General features: G+C 65.0%; 25 protein-coding genes. 9 read left to right on the forward strand and 16 right to left on the reverse strand.

What is annotated here, in order from left to right:
* Positions 1-21 precede the first annotated feature (21 nt).
* Together J3474_RS16865 and J3474_RS16870 are read right to left on the reverse strand one after the other, a co-directional pair.
* Positions 22-531, reverse strand: coding sequence for an exonuclease domain-containing protein (locus J3474_RS16865; protein ID WP_207094933.1), 510 nt, complete (start codon positions 529-531; stop codon positions 22-24).
* A gap of 14 nt (positions 532-545) precedes the next feature.
* Complete coding sequence (locus tag J3474_RS16870; RefSeq protein ID WP_007012561.1) at positions 546-1,553, reverse strand: adenosine kinase; 1,008 nt, start codon at positions 1,551-1,553, stop codon at positions 546-548.
* A 137-nt stretch (positions 1,554-1,690) separates the two neighbouring features.
* On the opposite strand from J3474_RS16870, the gene J3474_RS16875 reads away from it, so the two are divergent.
* Complete coding sequence (locus J3474_RS16875) at positions 1,691-2,143, forward strand: hypothetical protein (RefSeq protein WP_207094934.1); 453 nt, start codon at positions 1,691-1,693, stop codon at positions 2,141-2,143.
* 70 nt (positions 2,144-2,213) lie between these two features.
* The gene (locus J3474_RS16880) at positions 2,214-2,516 is read left to right on the forward strand and encodes a hypothetical protein (RefSeq protein WP_007012559.1); all 303 of its coding nucleotides are present in this window, start codon (positions 2,214-2,216) and stop codon (positions 2,514-2,516) included.
* Between the two features lie 14 nt (positions 2,517-2,530).
* On the opposite strand, the gene J3474_RS16885 is transcribed toward J3474_RS16880, so the two are convergent.
* Genes J3474_RS16885 through J3474_RS16925 form a run of 9 tightly spaced genes read right to left on the reverse strand, consistent with a single transcriptional unit; the run spans position 2,531 to position 8,948 of the window.
* The gene (locus J3474_RS16885) at positions 2,531-2,890 is read right to left on the reverse strand and encodes an iron-sulfur cluster assembly accessory protein (RefSeq protein WP_007012558.1); all 360 of its coding nucleotides are present in this window, start codon (positions 2,888-2,890) and stop codon (positions 2,531-2,533) included.
* Positions 2,887-3,405 carry a GNAT family N-acetyltransferase gene (locus tag J3474_RS16890; RefSeq protein WP_007012557.1) on the reverse strand — a complete coding sequence of 173 codons (519 nt, stop codon included), beginning with the start codon at positions 3,403-3,405 and terminating at the stop codon, positions 2,887-2,889. The genes J3474_RS16885 and J3474_RS16890 overlap by 4 nt, the downstream gene beginning before the upstream one ends.
* Positions 3,402-3,893 (reverse strand): SUF system Fe-S cluster assembly protein, encoded by a 492-nt coding sequence (locus tag J3474_RS16895; RefSeq protein WP_013834524.1) that lies wholly within the window; start codon positions 3,891-3,893, stop codon positions 3,402-3,404. The genes J3474_RS16890 and J3474_RS16895 overlap by 4 nt, the downstream gene beginning before the upstream one ends.
* Complete coding sequence (locus J3474_RS16900; RefSeq protein ID WP_207094977.1) at positions 3,890-5,047, reverse strand: cysteine desulfurase; 1,158 nt, start codon at positions 5,045-5,047, stop codon at positions 3,890-3,892. The genes J3474_RS16895 and J3474_RS16900 overlap by 4 nt, the downstream gene beginning before the upstream one ends.
* A gap of 47 nt (positions 5,048-5,094) precedes the next feature.
* A complete protein-coding gene (locus J3474_RS16905) occupies positions 5,095-5,832 on the reverse strand; it encodes a SufD family Fe-S cluster assembly protein (protein ID WP_013834522.1) in 738 nt (245 codons plus the stop codon).
* Positions 5,829-6,572, reverse strand: a complete 744-nt coding sequence (gene sufC, locus J3474_RS16910) for a Fe-S cluster assembly ATPase SufC (RefSeq protein WP_079729923.1) — start codon at positions 6,570-6,572, stop codon at positions 5,829-5,831. Before sufC ends, J3474_RS16905 begins: the two co-directional genes overlap by 4 nt.
* 2 nt (positions 6,573-6,574) lie before the next feature.
* A complete protein-coding gene (locus tag J3474_RS16915; RefSeq protein ID WP_013834520.1) occupies positions 6,575-7,051 on the reverse strand; it encodes an endonuclease domain-containing protein in 477 nt (158 codons plus the stop codon).
* The gene (sufB, locus tag J3474_RS16920; RefSeq protein ID WP_207094935.1) at positions 7,051-8,541 is read right to left on the reverse strand and encodes a Fe-S cluster assembly protein SufB; all 1,491 of its coding nucleotides are present in this window, start codon (positions 8,539-8,541) and stop codon (positions 7,051-7,053) included. Before sufB ends, J3474_RS16915 begins: the two co-directional genes overlap by 1 nt.
* On the reverse strand, positions 8,538-8,948 hold the full coding sequence (locus J3474_RS16925; RefSeq protein WP_207094936.1) for an SUF system Fe-S cluster assembly regulator: 411 nt from the start codon (positions 8,946-8,948) through the stop codon (positions 8,538-8,540). Before J3474_RS16925 ends, sufB begins: the two co-directional genes overlap by 4 nt.
* Positions 8,949-9,334: 386 nt before the next feature.
* On the opposite strand from J3474_RS16925, the gene J3474_RS16930 reads away from it, so the two are divergent.
* Together J3474_RS16930 and J3474_RS16935 are read left to right on the forward strand one after the other, a co-directional pair.
* Positions 9,335-10,390, forward strand: a complete 1,056-nt coding sequence (locus J3474_RS16930; protein WP_207094937.1) for a quinone-dependent dihydroorotate dehydrogenase — start codon at positions 9,335-9,337, stop codon at positions 10,388-10,390.
* A gap of 171 nt (positions 10,391-10,561) precedes the next feature.
* Positions 10,562-12,367, forward strand: a complete 1,806-nt coding sequence (locus tag J3474_RS16935) for a long-chain fatty acid--CoA ligase (RefSeq protein ID WP_207094938.1) — start codon at positions 10,562-10,564, stop codon at positions 12,365-12,367.
* Positions 12,368-12,410: 43 nt separating this feature from the next.
* Here the strand turns inward: J3474_RS16935 and J3474_RS16940 are convergent, their stop codons facing one another.
* On the reverse strand, positions 12,411-13,526 hold the full coding sequence (locus tag J3474_RS16940) for a calcium:proton antiporter (RefSeq protein ID WP_207094939.1): 1,116 nt from the start codon (positions 13,524-13,526) through the stop codon (positions 12,411-12,413).
* Between the two features lie 34 nt (positions 13,527-13,560).
* On the opposite strand from J3474_RS16940, the gene J3474_RS16945 reads away from it, so the two are divergent.
* Complete coding sequence (locus J3474_RS16945) at positions 13,561-14,778, forward strand: transporter substrate-binding domain-containing protein (RefSeq protein ID WP_207094940.1); 1,218 nt, start codon at positions 13,561-13,563, stop codon at positions 14,776-14,778.
* 39 nt (positions 14,779-14,817) lie between these two features.
* Here the strand turns inward: J3474_RS16945 and J3474_RS16950 are convergent, their stop codons facing one another.
* The 4 genes from J3474_RS16950 to J3474_RS16960 form a co-directional block, all read right to left on the reverse strand.
* Complete coding sequence (locus J3474_RS16950) at positions 14,818-15,345, reverse strand: hypothetical protein (protein WP_007012545.1); 528 nt, start codon at positions 15,343-15,345, stop codon at positions 14,818-14,820.
* A gap of 147 nt (positions 15,346-15,492) precedes the next feature.
* The gene (locus J3474_RS16955) at positions 15,493-16,275 is read right to left on the reverse strand and encodes a bifunctional sulfur carrier protein/thiazole synthase protein (RefSeq protein ID WP_007012544.1); all 783 of its coding nucleotides are present in this window, start codon (positions 16,273-16,275) and stop codon (positions 15,493-15,495) included.
* A 90-nt stretch (positions 16,276-16,365) separates the two neighbouring features.
* Positions 16,366-16,578, reverse strand: coding sequence for a sulfur carrier protein ThiS (gene thiS / locus J3474_RS22755; RefSeq protein ID WP_007012543.1), 213 nt, complete (start codon positions 16,576-16,578; stop codon positions 16,366-16,368).
* Between the two features lie 47 nt (positions 16,579-16,625).
* Entirely contained in the window at positions 16,626-17,003 is a 378-nt protein-coding gene (locus tag J3474_RS16960) for a MerC domain-containing protein (protein WP_207094978.1), read from the reverse strand.
* A gap of 101 nt (positions 17,004-17,104) precedes the next feature.
* Here J3474_RS16960 and J3474_RS16965 point away from each other — a divergent pair, with 101 nt between their 5' ends.
* The 4 genes from J3474_RS16965 (at position 17,105) to rpsI (ending at position 19,672) form a co-directional block, all read left to right on the forward strand.
* Positions 17,105-18,193, forward strand: a complete 1,089-nt coding sequence (locus J3474_RS16965; RefSeq protein ID WP_013834511.1) for a COX15/CtaA family protein — start codon at positions 17,105-17,107, stop codon at positions 18,191-18,193.
* A 5-nt stretch (positions 18,194-18,198) separates the two neighbouring features.
* Entirely contained in the window at positions 18,199-18,531 is a 333-nt protein-coding gene (gene cutA, locus J3474_RS16970) for a divalent-cation tolerance protein CutA (protein ID WP_207094941.1), read from the forward strand.
* 146 nt (positions 18,532-18,677) lie between these two features.
* Positions 18,678-19,157 carry a 50S ribosomal protein L13 gene (gene rplM / locus J3474_RS16975; RefSeq protein ID WP_007012539.1) on the forward strand — a complete coding sequence of 160 codons (480 nt, stop codon included), beginning with the start codon at positions 18,678-18,680 and terminating at the stop codon, positions 19,155-19,157.
* A complete protein-coding gene (gene rpsI / locus J3474_RS16980) occupies positions 19,157-19,672 on the forward strand; it encodes a 30S ribosomal protein S9 (RefSeq protein ID WP_013834509.1) in 516 nt (171 codons plus the stop codon). The genes rplM and rpsI overlap by 1 nt, the downstream gene beginning before the upstream one ends.
* The last annotated feature ends 79 nt before the right edge of the window (positions 19,673-19,751 follow it).

Consider the following 19,751-nt stretch of genomic DNA (forward strand, 5'->3'; position numbering starts at 1 on the left):
AGCTTGCCGAAGGATGAAGGTTCAGCTGGCCTTTTCGCCTTCCAGCAGCAGCTTGACTACCAGGGCAAGGCGCTTGGCGTCCTCTCTTGCGAGATGTTCCTTGGGCAGGCGCAGCTTGGCTTCCTCCAGCGCGGCAACGACTTGGGGCCGCGTGAAATTGTGCCGCACCAGGTACTCGCCGAGGAAGTGCACGGCGAAAGGCACAGGTGCCTTGAGGCCGTGTGCCAGCAGTTCGAGCCAGTAGGCATCGAGATCGGCGTCGGCATAGACTTCGCAATCGCCGACGAACCGGGCCATTTCCTCAAGGACCTGCGCGGCGGGAAGACCTTCCTTGCGCAGCATCTCGCGGCTGATTCCGTGGAGTTTCTCGGCCTCCTCGGACCAGTCCCAGTGGCGCCAGGCTTCCAGCGGGCGGATCAGCCAGGCGCGACTTTCTCCGTCGATCCGCGCGATGGCGACTTCGATAGGATAGGATTGGCCGTACTCGGGCAGGCAACTCGCCTCGAAATCGATCAGTGCCGGACAGCTCAATCCGCGGGTGCTCCTCAGGTGAGTTTTTCTGCCATCAGTGCCTGCAGGCTCCGCTCGGGACGGGCTCCATAGTGCGAGATCACCTCGCAAGCGCAAATCGCGCCAAGTTTCAGGCTTTGTTCGAGATTCATGCCACGAACATGCGCAAAGAGGAAGCCCGCAGCGAAAAGGTCGCCCGCGCCAGTGGTGTCGACGACGCGCTCGATCGGCTCTGCCGATACCTCGGCGCGTTCGCCGCCCGACAGCGCCACTGCGCCCTCGGGACCGCGCGTGACCACCAGGACCGGGATCTTCGGCGCGAGCATGGCCAGGCCCGTCTCGAAATCGTCGTTCTGCACAAGAGCGGCCATTTCATGCTCGTTGCAGAACAGCACGTCGATCTGACCGTCATCGATGAGGGCGATGAAATCGTCGCGGTGGCGGTCGATCACGAAAGTCTCGGACGGGGTGAAGGCCACCTTGCGGCCCGCGGTGCGGGCAGCGGCGATGGCCTTGCGCATCGCGGCGCGCGGCTCTTCGGGATCCCACAGGTAGCCTTCGAGATAGAGCACGGCGGCCTTGGCGATGGTCGCTTCGTCGAGCGCTTCGGCGGGCAGGTAGTGCGAGGCGCCGAGGAAGGTGTTCATCGTGCGCTGGCCGTCGGGGGAGACGAAGATCAGGCAGCGCGCCGTCGGCGGATCTCCGGCGCGCGCGGGGGTTTCGAACTCGATGCCGCCGGCGCGGATGTCATGGGTGAAGACCTCGCCGAGCTGGTCCTGCGCGACCTGGCCGATGAATCCGCACTTTGCGCCGAGCGAGGCAAGCCCGGCCAGCGTGTTGGCGGCCGAACCGCCCGATATTTCGCGCGCGGGGCCCATGGCGGCGTAAAGATCGCGGGCCTGGTCGGTGTCGATCAGCATCATCCCGCCCCGGGCAAGGCCGAGTTGTTCGATCAGGCTGTCCTCGCAATTGGCGATGACGTCGATGATAGCATTGCCGATGGCGATGACGTCCAGTGTGGGCGCCACGGGGTTGGATGCCATGTAGGGAAGGTCCTTGACTGATCGGATTGGGAAAAGACGATGCGGCCTGCCTACCGCGCGCCCTGTCGCTCCGCAAGCGCGCGGGCGAATTGCCCCCGTTGACAGCGAAGCGACGGCGCGCGATGCGCAGGCCAGCCATGATCATGACATCGTCCGGGGCTTCCCTGCATCGTCTTCGCGGACCCATCGCCGCCTGCATCCTTGCCATGCTCGTCGCCGCTTGCGGCGTGAGCCCGGGCGGGGTCTCGAGCGCGTCCGGCAATGGCGGCGCATCGCGGGTGCCTCCCGTGCGCCAGCCTTCGCGCACGTCGCCGCGCGATCCCAAGTTCCTCAACCTTCCCGGCCTTGAAGGCGTGATCGGGGCAAACCAGAAACAGCTGGTGCGTCAGTTCGGCAACCCGCGGCTCGACGTGTGGGAAGGCGATGCGCGCAAGTTGCAGTTTTCCGGAACCGCCTGCGTACTCGACGTTTTTCTCTATCCCACAACCTCCTCGCGCGAGCCGGTGGCAACCTATCTCGATGCGCGGCGCGCCTCGGATGGGCAGGACGTCGACCGCGCCGCCTGCGTGGCCGCACTGCGCCAGCCCTGAGATGCTTGCCCCGGGCTCGGGGAAGTTCCGAATTGTCAAAGTTAACCGACGGTGTTTATCATGCCGCCCGATGGCGAAGGGCAGTGTCTTTCTCGTTTCATGCGAACTCGCCGGCGATAGTCCGCCGCTGCGCCGTGAAGGCTACGCCGGCGCCCATGTAACCTGCCTGGTTTCAAGCGAAGACATTCGCGAAGCCATTTGGCTCGCCACCGAAGCCCTCGACGAGGATGAATACGAAATCGTCGATATCTACAGCGCCGTTCGCTTCGATGCGCAGGACTGGCGGGACGACGATGAAATGATCTCGCTGGCCGAGCAGACGCGCAGCGATACCGAGACCCGCTATTCCACGTTCAACACCTGGGGGCATTGAGCCCCCTTCCCGGTTCAGACGGTGAAGCTCTCGCCGCAGCCGCAGCTGCCCTTGGCGTTTGGATTGTCGAACACGAAGCCGGCGGTAAAGTCGTCTTCCTGCCACGACATCGTCGAGCCGATCAGATAGAGCACCGAGGCGCCGTCGATATAGAAGGTGCCGCCCGGCGTCTCGATCTTTTCATCGAGCGCGTTTTCCGCACTGACGTAGTCGACCGAATAGGCAAGGCCCGAGCAGCCGCGCCGCGGGGTCGACAGCTTGACGCCGATCGCATCCTCTGGCGCGTCGGCCATGAGCTTGGCAATGCGCGCTTCGGCGGAAGGCGTCAGGATGACCGCGGCGGGACGCTGACGAGTCGTTGCTGTAGTCGTCATGGCAGCTTCTTTTCCCAGAATTGCGCCGTTCCCGCTTCGGGGTCGAGCGCGTAGTTTTCATAGCCGAGCGAGGCGTAAAGCGCCTTGGCCGGCGCATTGCCGCCCAGCACTTCGAGCGTGACCTTGCAGGCACCGCGGGCGGCGGCTTCGGCTTCCACGGCCTGCATCAATGCGCGGCCGATGCCTTTGCCCCTGTGCGCGGAGGATACCACAAGATCGTGGATGTTGACGAGCGGGCGTGCCGCGAAGGTCGAAAAGCCGGTAAAGCAGTTCGCCAGTCCGACCGGTTCCGTCCCGTCGAATGCGAGCAGGGTGAATGCGCCGGGGAAGGCATCGAGCGCGGGCACCAGCCTTGCGCGCACGGCTTCGTCCAGCCCCTTGCCGCCGCCCATCGGGTCGCGGGCATAGCTGTCGAGCAGCGCAACCAGCGCCGCGCCGTCGCCTTCGTAGCCGTAATCGGCAAGGCGGATGGTCAGCCCTTCGGCAGATTCGGAAGCGGCGAGGGTTTCGGTCACAGCATGCCCAGTTCGAGCTTCGCCTCGTCCGACATCTTCGCCATGTCCCACGGCGGATCCCAGACGAGATTCACTTCGCAGTCGCGTACGCCCGGTACCGCGGCCACGCGCATTTCCACTTCGCCCGGCATCGATTCGGCGACCGGACAATGCGGTGTCGTCAGCGTCATCGTCACCGCCACAGCGGATTCGGGTGAGACGTCGACTCCGTAGATGAGGCCGAGGTCATAGATGTTCACCGGGATTTCCGGATCGAAGATTTCCTTCAGCGCCGCGATCACGCCGTCGTAGATCTCGCCGCCCGGTTCACCGGGGCTTGTATCCTGCGGCTTCTCGGCGAGGAAACCTTCCAGGTAGTCGCGCTTGCGTTCGAGCTTGTCGACTGCGCTCTCGGCCGCGGGAGGCGCGGCGTCTTCCACCCGTGCGCGCGGCGGCGGCGTTGCCGAATCGACTTCCTCGACTTCAAACTTGCGGGATTCGTCGCTCATCCGAATATTCTCCTCGTGCGCTCGATTCCTTTCAGGAGCGCCTCGATGTCGCTTTCGTCGTTGTAGATGCCGAAGCTGGCCCGGGCCGTGGCGGGAACGCCAAGGTGATCCATCAGCGGCTGCGCGCAGTGGTGGCCGGCGCGAATGGCAACGCCCTCTTCGTCGAGGATCGTGCCCAGATCGTGCGGGTGCACGCCGTCGAGCGCAAAGCTGACGATGCCCACCGAATCGGCGGGGCCGAACAGCGTGACGTCGTTGCGCTGGCCCAGTTCCTCGCGCAGGCGGGTGGCGAGTTCGCGCTCATGCGCTTCGGCGACATCGAGTCCGACCTGCTCGAGCCAGTCGATCGCGGCGGCAAGGCCGATCGATTCGACGATCGCGGGCGTGCCGGCCTCGAAGCGCTGCGGCGCCGGGGCCCAGGTCGTCTTCTCGAAAGTGACGCGATCGATCATCGATCCGCCGCCGTGCCACGGGGGCATGTTCTCGAGAATCCCGGAGCGGGCCCACAGGACGCCGACACCGGTCGGGCCGTAGAGCTTGTGTGCCGAGAAAACGTAGAAGTCGCAGCCAAGCGCTGCCATGTCGAGCTTGATGCGCGGGGCCGCCTGGCAGCCGTCGATCAGCACCTTGGCGCCGACTTTGTGCGCCAGTTCAACAAGATGTTCCACGTGGAGCACGGAGCCGAGCACATTGGAAACATGCGCCAGTGCCACCAGCTTGTGGGCGGGCGTCAGCATCCGCTCGGCGGCTTCGAGGTCGATCCGGCCGTCCGCAGTCAGCGGGCAGACGTCGATTTCGACGCCGGTACGCTCGCGCAGCAGCTGCCAGGGGACGATGTTCGAGTGATGCTCGAGTGTGGAAAGCAGGATGCGGTCCCCTGCCCCGAGGTGCTCGACGCCCCAGGTGTTGGCGACGAGATTGATCGCCTCGGTCGCGCCGCGCACGAAGACGATTTCCTCTTCGCGTCCGCCGATGAAGGACGCGACCCGGCGGCGCGCGGCCTCGAAGGCCAGCGTCATTTCCGCCGAGCGGGCATAGACGCCGCGATGCACGGTCGCGTAGTCGCGGCCCATGGCATCGACGGTGGCATCGATCACCGCCTGCGGCTTTTGCGCCGTGGCCGCGGTATCGAGATAGTGCCAGCCACCGGCCATGCCGGGGAACTGGTCCCGCACCGAGATCCGTGTAGCCGCCTGGGTGCTCACAGGATGGCCTCCAGCCGGGCCAGCGCGGCCTCGCTCAGCGCTTCCTCGTCCGGTGCGCCGGTGAAAGCTTCGGCGACAAAAGCCTGCAACATCAGTCGTTTGGCTTGTGGCGGGGTAAGCCCGCGCGAAGCGAGGTAGAACAGGCCCTGCGCGTCGAGTTCGCCGACCGCACAGCCGTGTGCCGCCTTGACGTCATCGGCGTAGATTTCCAGCTCGGGCCGCGCATTGGCCGTCGCGGTGCGGTCGATCAGCATGGCGCGCACCGATTGCTCGGCGTCGGTACCGTCCGCGCCGCGCGCCACGGCAATGCGGCCAAGATAGGTGCCGGTCGAATGCCCGGCGAGAGCCGAGCGGATCACTTGCATCGATGTCGCGTTCTGCTCGCAGTGGGTCACCTCGGTGACGATCTCGAGCGTTTCGCTGCCCGTCGCCAGTTGCGCCGCGCCAAGCAGGAAGTCCGCGCCTTCGGCGAGTTCGACATCGACGGCAATGCGGCCGTAGGCGGGGCCGGCGGTCAGGATGCGCAAGTCGAGCTTCGCGCCCTTCTCGACGCGGATCGCCAGGTGGCGCGCAACCGCGCCCTCACCCAGTTCGACGATCTGGCGCGAATCCTCCTGGCCTGCCGCGACGACGATGTCCTCGCGCGCGATCGGCCAGACGCCGGCCAGCGCGTCGAAGTCGGCATAGCGGAAAGACTCGTCCTTCCGGGTGGGAAGAGTCGCGGCGAGAGTCATGCAGCCACCGCTTCGTAGCCCTCGGCCTCGAGCTGATGGGCTAGTTCGGGGCCGCCCGACTTGACGATGCGGCCATTGGCGAGGACGTGGACGAAGTCCGGCTTCACGTAGTCGAGCAGGCGTTGGTAGTGGGTGATCAGCAGCACTGCTTTGTCGGGTGCGCGCATGATCGCGTTGATGCCTTCGCCGCAGACCCGCAGCGCATCGATGTCGAGGCCGGAGTCGGTCTCGTCGAGGATCGCCAGCTTGGGATCGAGAATGCCCATCTGCACCATTTCGGCGCGTTTCTTCTCGCCGCCGGAAAAGCCGACGTTCACCGGGCGCTTGAGCATGTCCATGTCGAGCCGCAGCAATCCGGCCTTTTCCTTGGCCAGCTTGAGGAATTCGCCGCCCGACAGCGGTTCCTCGCCCCTGCCCTTGCGCTGGGCATTGGCCGCCTCGCGCAGGAACTGGACGAAGGAGACGCCCGGAATCTCGACCGGATACTGGAAGCCGAGGAACAGGCCGGCCGCGGCGCGTTCGTGGGGTTCCAGCTCGAACAGGTCCTGGCCGTCGAAAGTCACCGAGCCGCCGGTCACTTCGTAACCGGGGCGTCCGCCCAGCGTGTAGCCGAGAGTCGACTTGCCGGCGCCATTGGGCCCCATGATGGCATGGATCTCGCCGGGATTGATCTCGAGCGAGAGGCCCTTGAGGATCGGCTTGTCTGCTACGGTGGCCTGGAGGTTATCGATCTTGAGCATGGTCATCCTTCGGCGCTCTCCATCCTGGGAGCGAACTGACTGCGCGCGCTGCGCTTGTCGAACGGCTTGTTGATTTCAGAGACGATGGTTTTCATCACGCTTTCGCGGTCGCCGAGCACGGCTTCCTCGCTGAAGCGCAGGACCCGGATGCCGACATCGGACAGTTTCTTGTCCTGCAGCGTTTCGACTTCCGGATTGGCATTCGCCGGGGAGATCGAAACGACGATCCAGCGAGATGGGCAGGCGAAATCGACGATTGCCGAGCCGACGACGGCCTGGCGCGTGAACTTGACGCCGCCCAGTTTCGAGCCGGAAAGTTCGGCCCAGAGCGCCTCCTGCGCCTCGGTGGGATTGCGGCGCTGATCGCGCGCGCGTTCCTTGAGGCGCTCGAGACGGGCACCGGTGACGTTGAAGCTGCTGCGGGCATCGGCTTTGGGCGCGTCGGCCTTGCTGACGCCGAGAGTCTTGCGTTCGGTCATTAGCCTACGCTTCCTTCCAGAGAGATGCCGAGAAGCTTCTGCGCCTCGACCGCGAATTCCATCGGCAGTTGCTGCAAGACTTCCTTGGCGAAACCGTTGACGATCAGCGCCACCGCTTCCTCGGTGTCGAGGCCGCGCTGCATGGCGTAGAACAGCTGGTCGTCGCTGATCTTGCTAGTGGTCGCCTCGTGCTCGATCTGCGCCGAGGGGTTCTTCACTTCTATATAGGGCACGGTGTGGGCACCGCACTCCTTGCCCAGCAGCAGCGAATCGCACTGGGTGAAGTTGCGCACGCCATCGGCACCCGCCGCCACGCGGACGAGGCCGCGATAGGTGTTGTTCGACTTGCCCGCCGAAATGCCCTTGGAGATGATCGTCGAGCGGCTGCCCTTGCCGTTGTGGATCATCTTGGTGCCGGTATCGGCCTGCTGATAGTTGTTGGTGACCGCGACCGAATAGAACTCGCCCACCGAATCCTCGCCGTTGAGGACGCAGCTCGGGTACTTCCAGGTGATCGCCGAACCGGTTTCGACCTGGGTCCACGAAATCTTCGAGCGTGCGCCCTGGCACAGGCCGCGCTTGGTCACGAAGTTGTAGATGCCGCCCTTCCCCTGGGCATCGCCCGGGTACCAGTTCTGCACCGTCGAGTACTTGATCTCGGCATCCTCGAGCGCGACCAGCTCGACCACGGCGGCGTGCAGCTGGTTCTCATCGCGCATCGGCGCGGTGCAGCCTTCGAGGTACGAGACGTAGCTGCCCTTCTCGGCAATGATCAGGGTACGCTCGAACTGGCCGGTATTCTCGGCATTGATGCGGAAATAGGTCGACAGCTCCATCGGGCAGCGCACGCCTTCGGGAATGTAGACGAAGGTTCCGTCGGAGAAGACCGCGCAGTTCAGGGCAGCGAAGTAGTTGTCATGCTGGGGCACGACCTTGCCCAGCCACTTCCTGACCAGCTCGGGATATTCGCGGATCGCCTCGGAGATCGAGCGGAAGATGACGCCGGCCTGCTCCAGTTCATTGCGGAAGGTCGTGGCGACAGAGACAGAGTCGAACACGGCATCGACCGCGACCTTGCGCGCGCCCTCGACGCCGGCGAGGACCTTCTGTTCCTCGAGCGGGATGCCCAGCTTCTCGTAGACCTTGAGAATGTCGGGATCGACCTCGTCGAGCGACTTGGGGCCGTCCTTCTTCTTGGGCGCGGCCCAATAGTAGGCTTCCTGGTAGTCGATCGGCGGCACGTCGAGCTTGGCCCAGTCGGGCGGAGTCATCTCGAGCCAGCGGCGATAGGCCTTCAGGCGCCACTCGAGCATCCATTCCGGCTCCTCCTTCTTGGCGGAGATGAATCTGACGGTATCTTCGGAGAGCCCCTTGGGCCCGAATTCCTGCTCGATGTCGGCAACCCAGCCGTGCTCGTAGTCGGCCACGCGTGCGGCCGCTTCGCGCGCGGCCTGATCGCGCAGTTCAGGTTGGATCGTTTCCTCGGTCATTCCACTTCCTCGACGAGCTGGACCAGCGAAACCTGCGCCAGTGCCCCGCGCAACGCCGCATTCACTTGCGGCCAGTGCGGTTGCATGTTGCAGGTCCCCTCCAGCGTACAGTCGTGTTTTCCTTGTTCGAGGCAGGCGGTGAGCGCGATCGGCCCCTCGACTGCCTCGACGATGTCGGCAATGGAGATTGTCGCAGGCGGTCTTGCCAGCTTCAGTCCCCCACCGACGCCGCGCGAGCTGCGCATCAGCCCCGCGCCGGTGAGTTTGCTAACGAGCTTCTGCACCGTGGGTCCGGGAAGCCCGGTTTCCTCGGCGAGTTTGCCGGCCGACACGCGCGCACCGCCACAATGCCGCGCTGCAGCGGACATGATGACGACGGCGTAATCTGCCATGCTCGAAAGGCGCATTCGGTGTTGTCTTCCGGACCCGGGTTTCAAATCGGAGTAAATCTTTCCAATTTCACCTAGTGCAGGGTCCGGCGAGTTTCAATGGTCGAATGTGAGAGCGCCTGCATCCGGTTTTCCGGGATCTGCGGCCATGCGGCGCGCCGGCATCCGGACAGCGGGATGAAAAAAAGGCGGTTCCCTGTCGAGACAGGAAACCGCCATCAGGTAATAAAGAACTCGTGCGCATCCCGCTACGAGCCCTTCGGGTCGCAGCTCTCCTGTATGCTGCGACCGCGCTAATTTATTGTAGAATTGCGACACGTGCGCCTAACAGGCTGCAGACAACAATCGATTTTTCATGCCGCTGTGCGGCAAAGAAGCATTTGAGATCGTTCTCTTCCAAGCTTATGCGGAGGCCCGTGATTTACGCCCTTCTTCGTCCCGCCCTGTTCCGAATCGATGCCGAGAAGGCGCACGGCCTTGCGCTCAAGGCGCTGAAACATGCGCCGGCCAGGAAGGCGCCGGGTTCAGCAGCTGGCCTTGCGACGCGAGTCGCGGGGATCGACTTTGCCAATCCGGTCGGCATGGCTGCCGGTTTTGACAAGGACGGCGAGGTGCCCGACGCCCTGCTCGGTCTCGGCTTCGGGTTTGCCGAAGTCGGCTCGATCACGCCTTTGCCGCAGAGCGGCAATCCCAAACCGCGCCTTTTCCGCTTGGTCGAGGACCGCGCGGTGATCAATCGCATGGGATTCAACAATGGCGGCGCCCAGGCGGCGGTCGAACGGCTCGAAGCGCGGCTGGGCAGGCCCGGAGTCGTCGGCATCAACATTGGCGCAAACAAGGATTCGGTCGACCGCGTGGCCGACTATGCGACGATGGCCCGGCTCATGGCGCCGCTCGCCAGCTACCTGGCGGTCAACATTTCCAGTCCGAACACCCCGGGCTTGCGCGCTTTGCAGGACGAATCGTCCCTGACCGGGTTGCTCGATGCCGTGATCGAGGCGCGCGGCGCGGTCTGCGGAGATGACGGACCGCCGATCTTCCTCAAGGTTGCGCCCGACCTAGAACCGGCGGACGTCGATGCGATCTCCCGCATTGCCATCGACCGCAAGCTGGGCGCGCTCATCGTCTCGAACACGACGATCTCGCGGCCCCCCCTCTCCTCTCCGCAGGCCGGGGAAAGCGGCGGCCTTTCGGGTGCGCCGCTGCGCGACCTGGCCCAGCAGCGTCTGCGCGATTTTCGCAAGGCGACAGGCGGAGCGATGCCGCTGGTCGGTGTCGGCGGCATCGCCACGGCCGAAGACGCCTGGGCGCGCATTCGTGCCGGGGCCAGCCTCGTGCAGCTTTACAGTGCGATGGTTTACGAAGGACCGGGAATCGCCAAGGCGATCGCCAAGGGGCTGGAGCGGCTGATGAAGCGCGACGGGTTCGCGACCGTCGCCGAGGCCGTGGGAACCGAATAACCCGGACGACCGGACCGCGTCCCTTTCGGCGCGGGCAGTCCGAAACTTGCCCCCGGCAAGTGAACCTGCGGCACTCTAGCGGGTTTTGACGGCGTGAAGGCCAGCCTTGCCGGTCCTCACCTGCCCGCCTAGACCGGCACCTGACGAGTTATACCGGAGCGGATGTCACACATGGATCTTGCCGATTTCGACAAGAGTACGAACATCGTTTCTCTGTTCCTGGCGCGCGCGGACGCCCTGGGCGATGCCCCGATGCTGTGGAGCAAGCGCGGCGGCGAATGGGTTTCGCTCAGCTGGGCGCAAGTGGCGCGCGATGTCTGCCTGATCGCGCAATCGCTGGGGCAGATGGGCCTCAAGGCGGGAGACCGGGTGGTCATCGTCTCGGAAAACCGGCCCGAATGGTGCATCGCCGACCTTGGCGTCATGGCCGCCGGCTGCGTTACCGTGCCGACCTACACGACAAATACCGTGCGCGATCACATCCATATCCTCGAAAATTCGGGTGCCAGGGCTGCAATCGTCTCGACCGAGAAGCTGGCGCGCCAGCTTCTGCCGGCCATCGTCCAGACCGACCTGTGCCGCCATGTCGTGGGGATGGAGCGGGTCCCGGGGATGCAGGGCGGCGTTTACGAGACCTACGATTGGGACGCGCTCCTCACCGGCGATCCGGTGGCGGCGCGCGCCGAAGCTGAGGCGCGGCTGGTGGACGTCAACCGGCAGGACCTGGCCTGCATCATCTACACCAGCGGCACCGGCGGAGCGCCGCGCGGGGTGCGCCAGCATCACGGCATGTTGCTGACCAACATCGCCGGCGCGGCGGAGATCATCCGCGACGATTTCGGCTGGGATGCCGGAGAGACCTTCCTGTCCTTCCTCCCGCTCAGCCATGCCTATGAGCACACCGGCGGGCAGTTCTTCCCGATCGGCCTGGGCGGACAGATCTACTACGCCGAGGGCCTCGACAAGCTGGCGTCCAATATCGAGGAAGTGCGCCCGACGATCATGGTGGTCGTGCCGCGCCTCTTCGAAGTCCTGCGCACGCGCATCATGAAGCAGATCGAAAAGCAGGGTGCCCTGCCCGCGCGGCTGATGCATCTGGCGCTGGCCGTGGCGGCGCGCAAGGCGGCCGGGCAACGGCGCCTGACCGACTATCCGCTGGACCTGCTGCTCGAACATACCCTGCGGCCCAAGATCCGCGCGCGCTTCGGCGGGCGCAACAAGGCGCTGGTTTCCGGCGGCGCGCCGCTCAATCCCGAAATCGGCGTATTTTTCGATGCGATGGGCCTGACCCTGCTGCAGGGCTATGGCCAGACCGAGGCCGGTCCGGTGATCAGCTGCAACCGGCCCGCGGCGGGGCTGGCGATGGACACCGTGGGCCCGCCCTTGCGCGGGGTCGAGGTCCGTATTGCCGAGGATGGCGAGATCCTGACCCGCGGCGAGCTGGTCATGCATGGCTACTGGCAGAACGAGGCGGCCTCGGCCAATGTCCTGATCGACGGCTGGCTGCATACCGGCGACATCGGCCATTTCGACGATGCCGGGCGGATCAGGATCACCGACCGCAAGAAGGACATGATCGTCAACGACAAGGGCGACAACATCTCGCCCCAGAAGGTCGAATCGATGCTGACCCTGCAGCCGGAAATCGCGCAGGCCATGGTCAGCGGCGACCGGCGGCCCTATGTCGTCGCGCTCATCGTACCCGATGCGGACTGGGCGCTGGAGTGGAGCCGTCTCAACGACATTCCCTTCGACATCAGGGCCCTTCAGGACCTGCCGGTGTTCCGCAACGCGATCCGCGGCGCCATCGACCGGGTCAATGCCGATCTCTCTGTCATCGAGAAGGTCCGGCAGTTCGTCTTCGCCGATGAACCATTCTCGATCGAGAACGAGATGATGACGCCCAGCCTGAAGATCCGTCGCCACAAGGTGCGCGAGGCCTACGGCGAGCGGATCGACGCTCTCTACCGCAACTGAGGCAGCGTCGGCCTGCGATACCGGGGATGGCCAGTGCCGGCGATCAGGGCACGAGCGTGGTGAACAGGTAAGTCGCGAAGATCACGAGGTGGACCACGCCCTGCACCAGCGTGGTGCGGCCAGTGCTCAGCGTCAGCGTCGCCACGACCAGCGTAAGTCCGAGCAGGACGATCGATTTCATCGAAAGCCCCAGCTCGAGATCGAGTCCCATGCCGAGCGAGGTCAGGGCGACGGCAGGGATGGTCAGGCCGATGGTCGCCAGGGCCGACCCGATCGCGAGGTTGAGGCTAGTCTGGACGCGGTTCGCCTTGGCCGCGCTGATGGCTGCGAAGCTTTCCGGAGCAAGGACGAGGGCGGCGATGATGATGCCGACCATTGCGTGCGGTGCGCCCATGGCCGAGACGCCAGCCTCGATCGATGGCGAGAGCGCCTTGGCGAGCATGACGACGCCGATCAGCGCCAGGGGCAGGAGTGCACCTGCGGCCAGCGCCTTGTTGCGCGGGACCTCAACATGGTGGTCGATGCCATCCGGATCTTCGAAGAGGAAGTGGTCGCGATGCCGGATGGTCTGCGCGACGACGAACGTGGCGTAAAGGATCAGCGAGATCGCGGCGACGAAGGCAAGCTGCTTGGCATTGTAGAACGGGCCGGGCTCGCTCGTGGTGAAATTGGGCAGGACCAGCGTCAGGATCGAGAGGGTCGCCACCATCGCCAGCCCGTGATTGACGCCCGACTGGGTATAGCCCTGCTCGTGATGGCGGCGGCCGCCCATTAGCAGGCAAACGCCGACGATGCCGTTGATCGTGATCATCATCGCGGCGAATACGGTATCCCGCGCCAGCGACTGCGCCCCCGCGCCTTCGCTCAGCATGATCGATACGATCAGCGAGGTCTCGATCACGGTCACCGCAAAGGCCAGGATCAGGGTCCCGAACGGCTCTCCCACACGGTGGGCGATGGCTTCGGCGTGATAGACCGCGGACATGATCGCGCCGCCCAGCACTATGGCGAGACCTGCGGTCAGCGCGATGCCCGAGGGCTTGCCCAGGGCGATGGCGGCAAGTGCAAGCAGTGGCACCGCGATCGACCACGGCGCGAGGCCGAAGGTGGGAAATCCCGGTGAAGTCTTTGGTGAGGCATCGGTTTTGGCGTCGGTCATGGCGCCGTTATAGGTCAACCGCTCCGGATAGCCATTGCAGCGATGTGGAAGAGGGGAGACCGGCCAGGTCATCGGCCGGACGTGCGGTAACGGCAAAAATCGTGCTAGGCTGCGCGCATGGCAGTTTGAAACACAAGGCAACCGGGGAGATCGAACGCTGGCCTGCAGACCGCAACGCTTAACCACCCTCTTTTATCTGATTATCGCAGCTCTGGCCGCGGCCCTGGCGCCAGGTGCCGCTTCGGCGCAAGAAGAACAGGACCGGCTCGTCGTCGCCACGCGCGAAGCGCCGCCTTTCGCCATGAAGGACCCCGACGGCGACTGGAGCGGCCTCGCGATTGACTTGTGGCGGCGCATCGCTGCCGAGCGCGGCTACGACTACCGTTTCGTCGAATCCGACCTTTCCGGCATGATCGATGGCGTCGCCGATGGCCGCTACGATGCCAGCGTCGGGGCCCTGACGATCACGTCCGGGCGCGAAACCAAGGTCGATTTCACCCATCCCTTCTATCCGACCGGTTTCGGGATCGCGGTCCACAAGTCGCCGCGCACGTGGCTTTCGCTGATGCGCAATTTCTTCACGATCGATTTCCTCAAGGCCGTGCTGGCACTTTGCGCCTTGCTGCTGATCGTGGGCTTCCTGTTCTGGCTGGTCGAGCGGCGTCACAATCCCGAGGAATTCGGCGAGGGCGCCGAGGGGATCGGTTCGGGCTTCTGGTTCTCGGCAGTGACGATGACGACGGTTGGCTATGGCGACAAGGCGCCGCGTACGCCGGCGGGCAAGGCTATTGCCCTGGTCTGGATGTTTGCTGCGATCCTGATCATTTCGACCTTCACCGGCATGATCGCCTCGTCGCTGACGGCGGGGCGGCTCTCCGGCGCGGTAACCGGGCCGGATGACCTGCCCGGCGTCAACGTGGGTTCGATCCGCCATTCTGCGACCGACGAATGGCTGACGGGGGAAGGAATCGGCTTCACCGGCTATCCCGATGTCGCAGCGGGTCTTGCCGCACTGAGCGCGGGCAAGATCGACGCCTTCGTCTATGACGAGCCGCTGCTGCGCTACATGGTGCGCAAGGGTGACGATGAGGAACTGGGGATGCTGCCCGGAACTTTCGGGCGTCAGGATTACGGCATTGCGCTGCGACAGGGCAGTGCCTTGCGCGAGCCGGTCGACATATCCCTGCTGGCGCAAGTGGAAGGACCGGAGTGGCGCGACGAGATCCGCAAGACGCTTGGCAAGCGCAACTGACCGTCAGCCGGGGGTGACGGCGTCACCCCCCCATGGCTTTCAGGCGGCTTCCTTCTCGATGAACTCGGGATAGAAGCTGGGTTCGCGGTCCGACCAGCCCGGCGCAGTGGCGGCGGCTTCGCTGATCGAATGGAGCAGCATCTTGCGGCGGTCGGGGCGGATCTGCGGCAGGGCCGCTGCACCGCAGAACGCGCCGGGCAGCCAGGGCCGGGCCCAGGCGCCGAGCAGGCGCTCGTAGAGAAAGCGATAGGCCGAAAACGTGGTGATTCGTTCCTGGGCCAGGTCGAAAGCCGACATGCGCACGAGCTTGCCCATGAAGGTTTCCAGATCCTCGAACCGGCTGTCGTCCGGGCGCATCGCGCGTAGGGCCTTGAGGTCCTGGTAAGCGACGTACTGGCGGCGGATCGAGCTGAACTCGTCGGCGTCGCGCGCCCAGAGCTTGAAAGCGTCCTGGCGGCCAAGCCCGACATCGAGGCTGCGCCGGATGTAGCGCTGTTCGCTTGCAGAAAAGCTGGCGAACTCCCGCAGTTCGCTGATCGTCAGAGTGGCCGTGCCTGCGTAAGACATGATCGTCGTCCCGATGACGCGAAGTAATCCCCCTCGCGTCAACGAGTTAACCATCAAGTGTTTACCAATGCGTTAACTATGCAATCGTTGGCTAACGGAGGCCGGCGCAAGACGTTTGTGCAAGGTTTCCGCAGGGACTCGCGGGATTCAGATAAGTCCCGCCAGCGGGCTCGACGGATCGGCGTAGCGGCGGGTGGCCATGCGTCCGGCAAGATAGGCGTCGCGGCCGGCCTCGACGGCGAGTCGCATCGCGCGTGCCATGCGAATCGGGTCGCGCGCTTCGGCGATCGCGGTGTTCATCAGCACGCCTTCGCAGCCCAGTTCCATCGCCACCGAAGCGTCCGATGCCGTGCCCACGCCGGCATCGACGAGGACCGGGACGCTGGCGCCTTCGACGATCAGGCGGATCGTGACCTTGTTCTGGATACCCAGCCCTGAACCGATCGGCGCGCCCAGCGGCATGATCGCCACGGCGCCCGCTTCCTCCAGCTGCTTGGCCGCGATCGGGTCGTCGGCGCAGTAGACCATCGGCTTGAAGCCCTCTGCGGCAAGCACTTCGGTTGCCTTGAGCGTTTCGCGCATGTCCGGATAGAGCGTGCGCGCTTCGCCCAGCACTTCCAGCTTCACCAGGTCCCAGCCGCCCGCTTCGCGCGCCAGGCGCAGGGTGCGGATCGCCTCTTCGGCGTTGAAGCAGCCAGCGGTGTTGGGCAGGTAGGTGATCTTCTTCGGGTCGATGAAGTCGGTCAGCATCGGCGCCTTGGGGTCGGAGATGTTGACCCGGCGCACCGCCACCGTGACGATTTCCGCGCCCGAGGCTTCGACCGCCGCGGCGTTCTGCTCGAAGTCCTTGTACTTGCCGGTGCCCACGATCAGGCGCGAGCGGAATGTGCGGCCGGCAACGGTCCAGGTGTCTGCGGAGGTATCGGTCAAGGTTCGCTTCCTTTCGGGGAGGCGCGGTAAGCGGGAAGGGCGGGGGTTACAAGGCTTGCAGGTATCAGGCGAGGCGACATCGCATCGGCGTCAGCCGCCGCCGACGAAGTGGACGATCTCCAGCACGTCGCCATCGCCCAGCGGCACGTCGGCGAGAGTCGAACGCGGCGCGATTTCGCCGTTGTGCTCCACCGCGACTTTCTTCGGGTCCAGGCCAAGGCTGGTGACGAGATCGGCGATGCTCGAGCCGGAAGCGGCCCGGCGCGGTTCGCCGTTGACGGTGAGCGAGAGTTCTGCGGCCATGACCCCGCAGATAGCGTGCCTTCCTGTCAGCGCAAGGCCAAGGCGGATCAGGAGTGGACGTGGCTGCGCAAGTTGGTGATGTGGGCAAGCGCCACGAGGCTGACGCCCAGCACGGTCAGCACGGCTTCGGGCAGGCCGTGGCCCACCGCGATCGCCATGGCCATCAGCGCCAGTCCGAGTCCGCCGACGATCAGTGGCCCGACGCGGCCGTGACGAATCACGCCGAAACCGAGCGAGACGAGCCCGACGGCAAGTGCCAGGACGAGGCCGACCCGGTGGATCGCGGGAGAAAGCAGGACTTCGCCGCCCAGGCCGAGAATGCCGACGAGAACCACGCCGAGGATGCAATGCACGGCGCACAGCCCGCTCAGGACGATGCCTGCACGGTCAAGCCGGTTGCGAATCGATAACAGGGCGCTGCGCATGGTCATGCAGATATGTAATGTTGTAACATCAATCAAGGGGCAATGCGCCGATTCACGCAGCCTCTTGCGCAAGTCGCCGCAAAACCGCAGGGAGTTGCGCCATGAGAGTTGCAGACGGTCGCCCGATAATAGGCACATCAGACGATATCACGCCGATGGTTCGGTGGCTGCTTTGCGTGGCAGCCCTCGTCATCCTTATCGTCGCGGTCGGCGGGATCACGCGATTGACCGAATCCGGTCTGTCGATCACCCAGTGGAAGCCGATCACCGGGGCCATCCCACCCCTGACCGAGGCGCAGTGGCAGGCGGAATTCGCCGGCTACAAGCAGATTCCCCAGTATGTCGACGTGAACGGGCCGGCCGGCATGACGCTGGCGCAGTACAAGTTCATCTATTTCTGGGAATGGGTGCACCGCCTGCTGGCGCGTCTGATCGGTCTGGCCTTCGCACTGCCGCTCGCATGGTTCTGGCTCAAGCGCACGATCCCGCTGGGGTACAAGCCGCGGCTTCTCGCGCTGCTTGCCCTGGGCGGACTGCAGGGTGCGGTCGGCTGGTGGATGGTGTCGTCCGGCCTCTCTCCCGAAGCGCTCGACCGGGTGAGCCACTTCCGCCTTGCCGCGCACCTTCTTACCGCGCTGGTCACGCTGGGCGGCCTGATCTGGACCGCGCTCGACCTTGCGCAGCTGCGTCTCGGCCAGCCACCGGCCCGCGTGACCCGTTTCGGCGGTATCGTGCTGGCCATGCTGGCCTTCCAGTTGTTCATGGGCGCGATGGTCGCCGGTCTTCGCGCGGGCTACGTGGCCGGGGCCGGCTGGTTCAATCCCGGGGCCTGGCCGCTGATGCAGGGCAGCCTCTTCCCCGACGGCGTCGAATGGGGGCTGGGGCCGCTCCACGTCCTGTTCAGCGATCCGTACATGACCCATTTCATCCATCGCTGGTGGGCCTGGGCCGTTGTCGCCGCGCTCGTCGTCCTGTCCCGCCATATGCGCGCCTTGCGCGCACGCGGGACTTCAGTGGCCATCCACTGCGCCTTTGGAACACAGATCCTGCTCGGTATCTTCACCGTGTGGTCGGGCGTCACCCTGTGGATCGCCGTGGCGCACCAGCTCTGCGCCGCCTTGCTCGTGGCCGTGACGGTCTGGGGCGTCCACATTCTGGGGCGGCGCGACATGGTTGGCCTCGGCGTCTGACGGCCATGGCGGGCGACCCGGTCCCGGCGCTGGTCTGGTGCCCGTTCCCCGATGAGGAAGCGGCGCTTGCCGCCATTCACCAGCTGCTGGACGAGCGGCTGATCGCCTGCGGCAATGTGCTGGGGCCGATGACTTGCGTCTTCGTGTGGAACGGCCAGAAGGGCGCCGGTCGCGAGACCGGGGCGCTGCTCAAGACCAATTCCGACCTGCTCGATGCGGCGGTAAACCGCCTTGCCGAGATCCATCCCTATGAGGAGCCGGCTGTGGTCGGCTGGCGCTGCGATGCGGCAGCTGCAGGCACCGCCGGATGGCTTGCGGCGATTGCCGGAAATGCCTGACGGTATCATGTTACCTCTCTGCAATCCCGCAGTCAGCTTGACTTAGAGCCGGTTTTCGACGAATTGGCCGCCTTCCCGCGCACCGGGAGATTCGCGCTCATGCGATTCTTGCGGTGCTCGCTCGAAACTATAGGGATAGACCAGCCATGAAGGCGCTCACGAAGGTCACCCGGTCGATCAAGCCGGCCGAGGTGGAAAAGAAGTGGCATCTGATCGATGCCGAAGGTCTGGTGGTTGGCCGTCTCGCGGTCATCATCGCCGACCTCCTGCGCGGCAAGCACAAGCCGAGCTTCACCCCGCACGTCGATTGCGGCGATCATGTCGTCGTCATCAACGCGGACAAGGTCCGCTTCACCGGCAACAAGCTGAAGCAGCAGACCTACTACAAGCACACCGGTTATGCCGGCGGCATCAAGGAAGTCACCGCGGACAAGGTTCTCGCCGGTCGCTTCCCCGAGCGCGTGCTCGAGAAGGCCGTTGAGCGCATGATCCCACGTGGTCCGCTCGGCCGTGACCAGATGCGCGCCCTGCACGTCTATGCCGGCAGCGAGCACCCGCACGGTGGCACCCAGCCCGAAGCGCTCGACGTCGCTTCCATGAACCGCAAGAACAAGGTGGGCGCGTAATGTCCGATACCGATACCGTCCAGAGCCTGTCCGACCTCAAGGACCTTGGCGAAGTCGCCGCTGCTGACGAAACCGTCGCGGCTGCCCCCGTCTCGAACGCGCCGCTGCGCGAGCAGGAGCTCGACGCACAGGGCCGCGCCTATGCCACCGGCCGCCGCAAGGACGCCGTCGCCCGCGTCTGGCTGAAGCCCGGCACCGGCAAGGTCACCGTCAACGGCCGTGACCAGGAAGTCTACTTCGCCCGTCCGACCCTGCGTCTGGTCATCAACCAGCCGTTCCAGATCTCGGACCGCGAAGGCCAGTACGACGTCGTCGCCACCGTCAAGGGCGGCGGTCTTTCGGGCCAGGCCGGTGCCGTGAAGCACGGCATCTCGCAGGCGCTCTCGAAGTACGAGCCGGCCCTGCGCGCCACGGTCAAGGCTGCCGGCTTCCTGACCCGCGACAGCCGCGTCGTCGAGCGTAAGAAGTACGGCCGCGCCAAGGCACGCCGCAGCTTCCAGTTCTCGAAGCGCTAAGCGTCAGACTGGCTTCACAGCCATTCGAATTCAGGAAAAGGGGAGCGGAAACGCTTCCCTTTTTCGTGTCCGGAGTTCG

Origin of the sequence: Novosphingobium sp. PY1 (assembly GCF_017312445.1) — a bacterium.
Lineage (GTDB): Bacteria > Pseudomonadota > Alphaproteobacteria > Sphingomonadales > Sphingomonadaceae > Novosphingobium.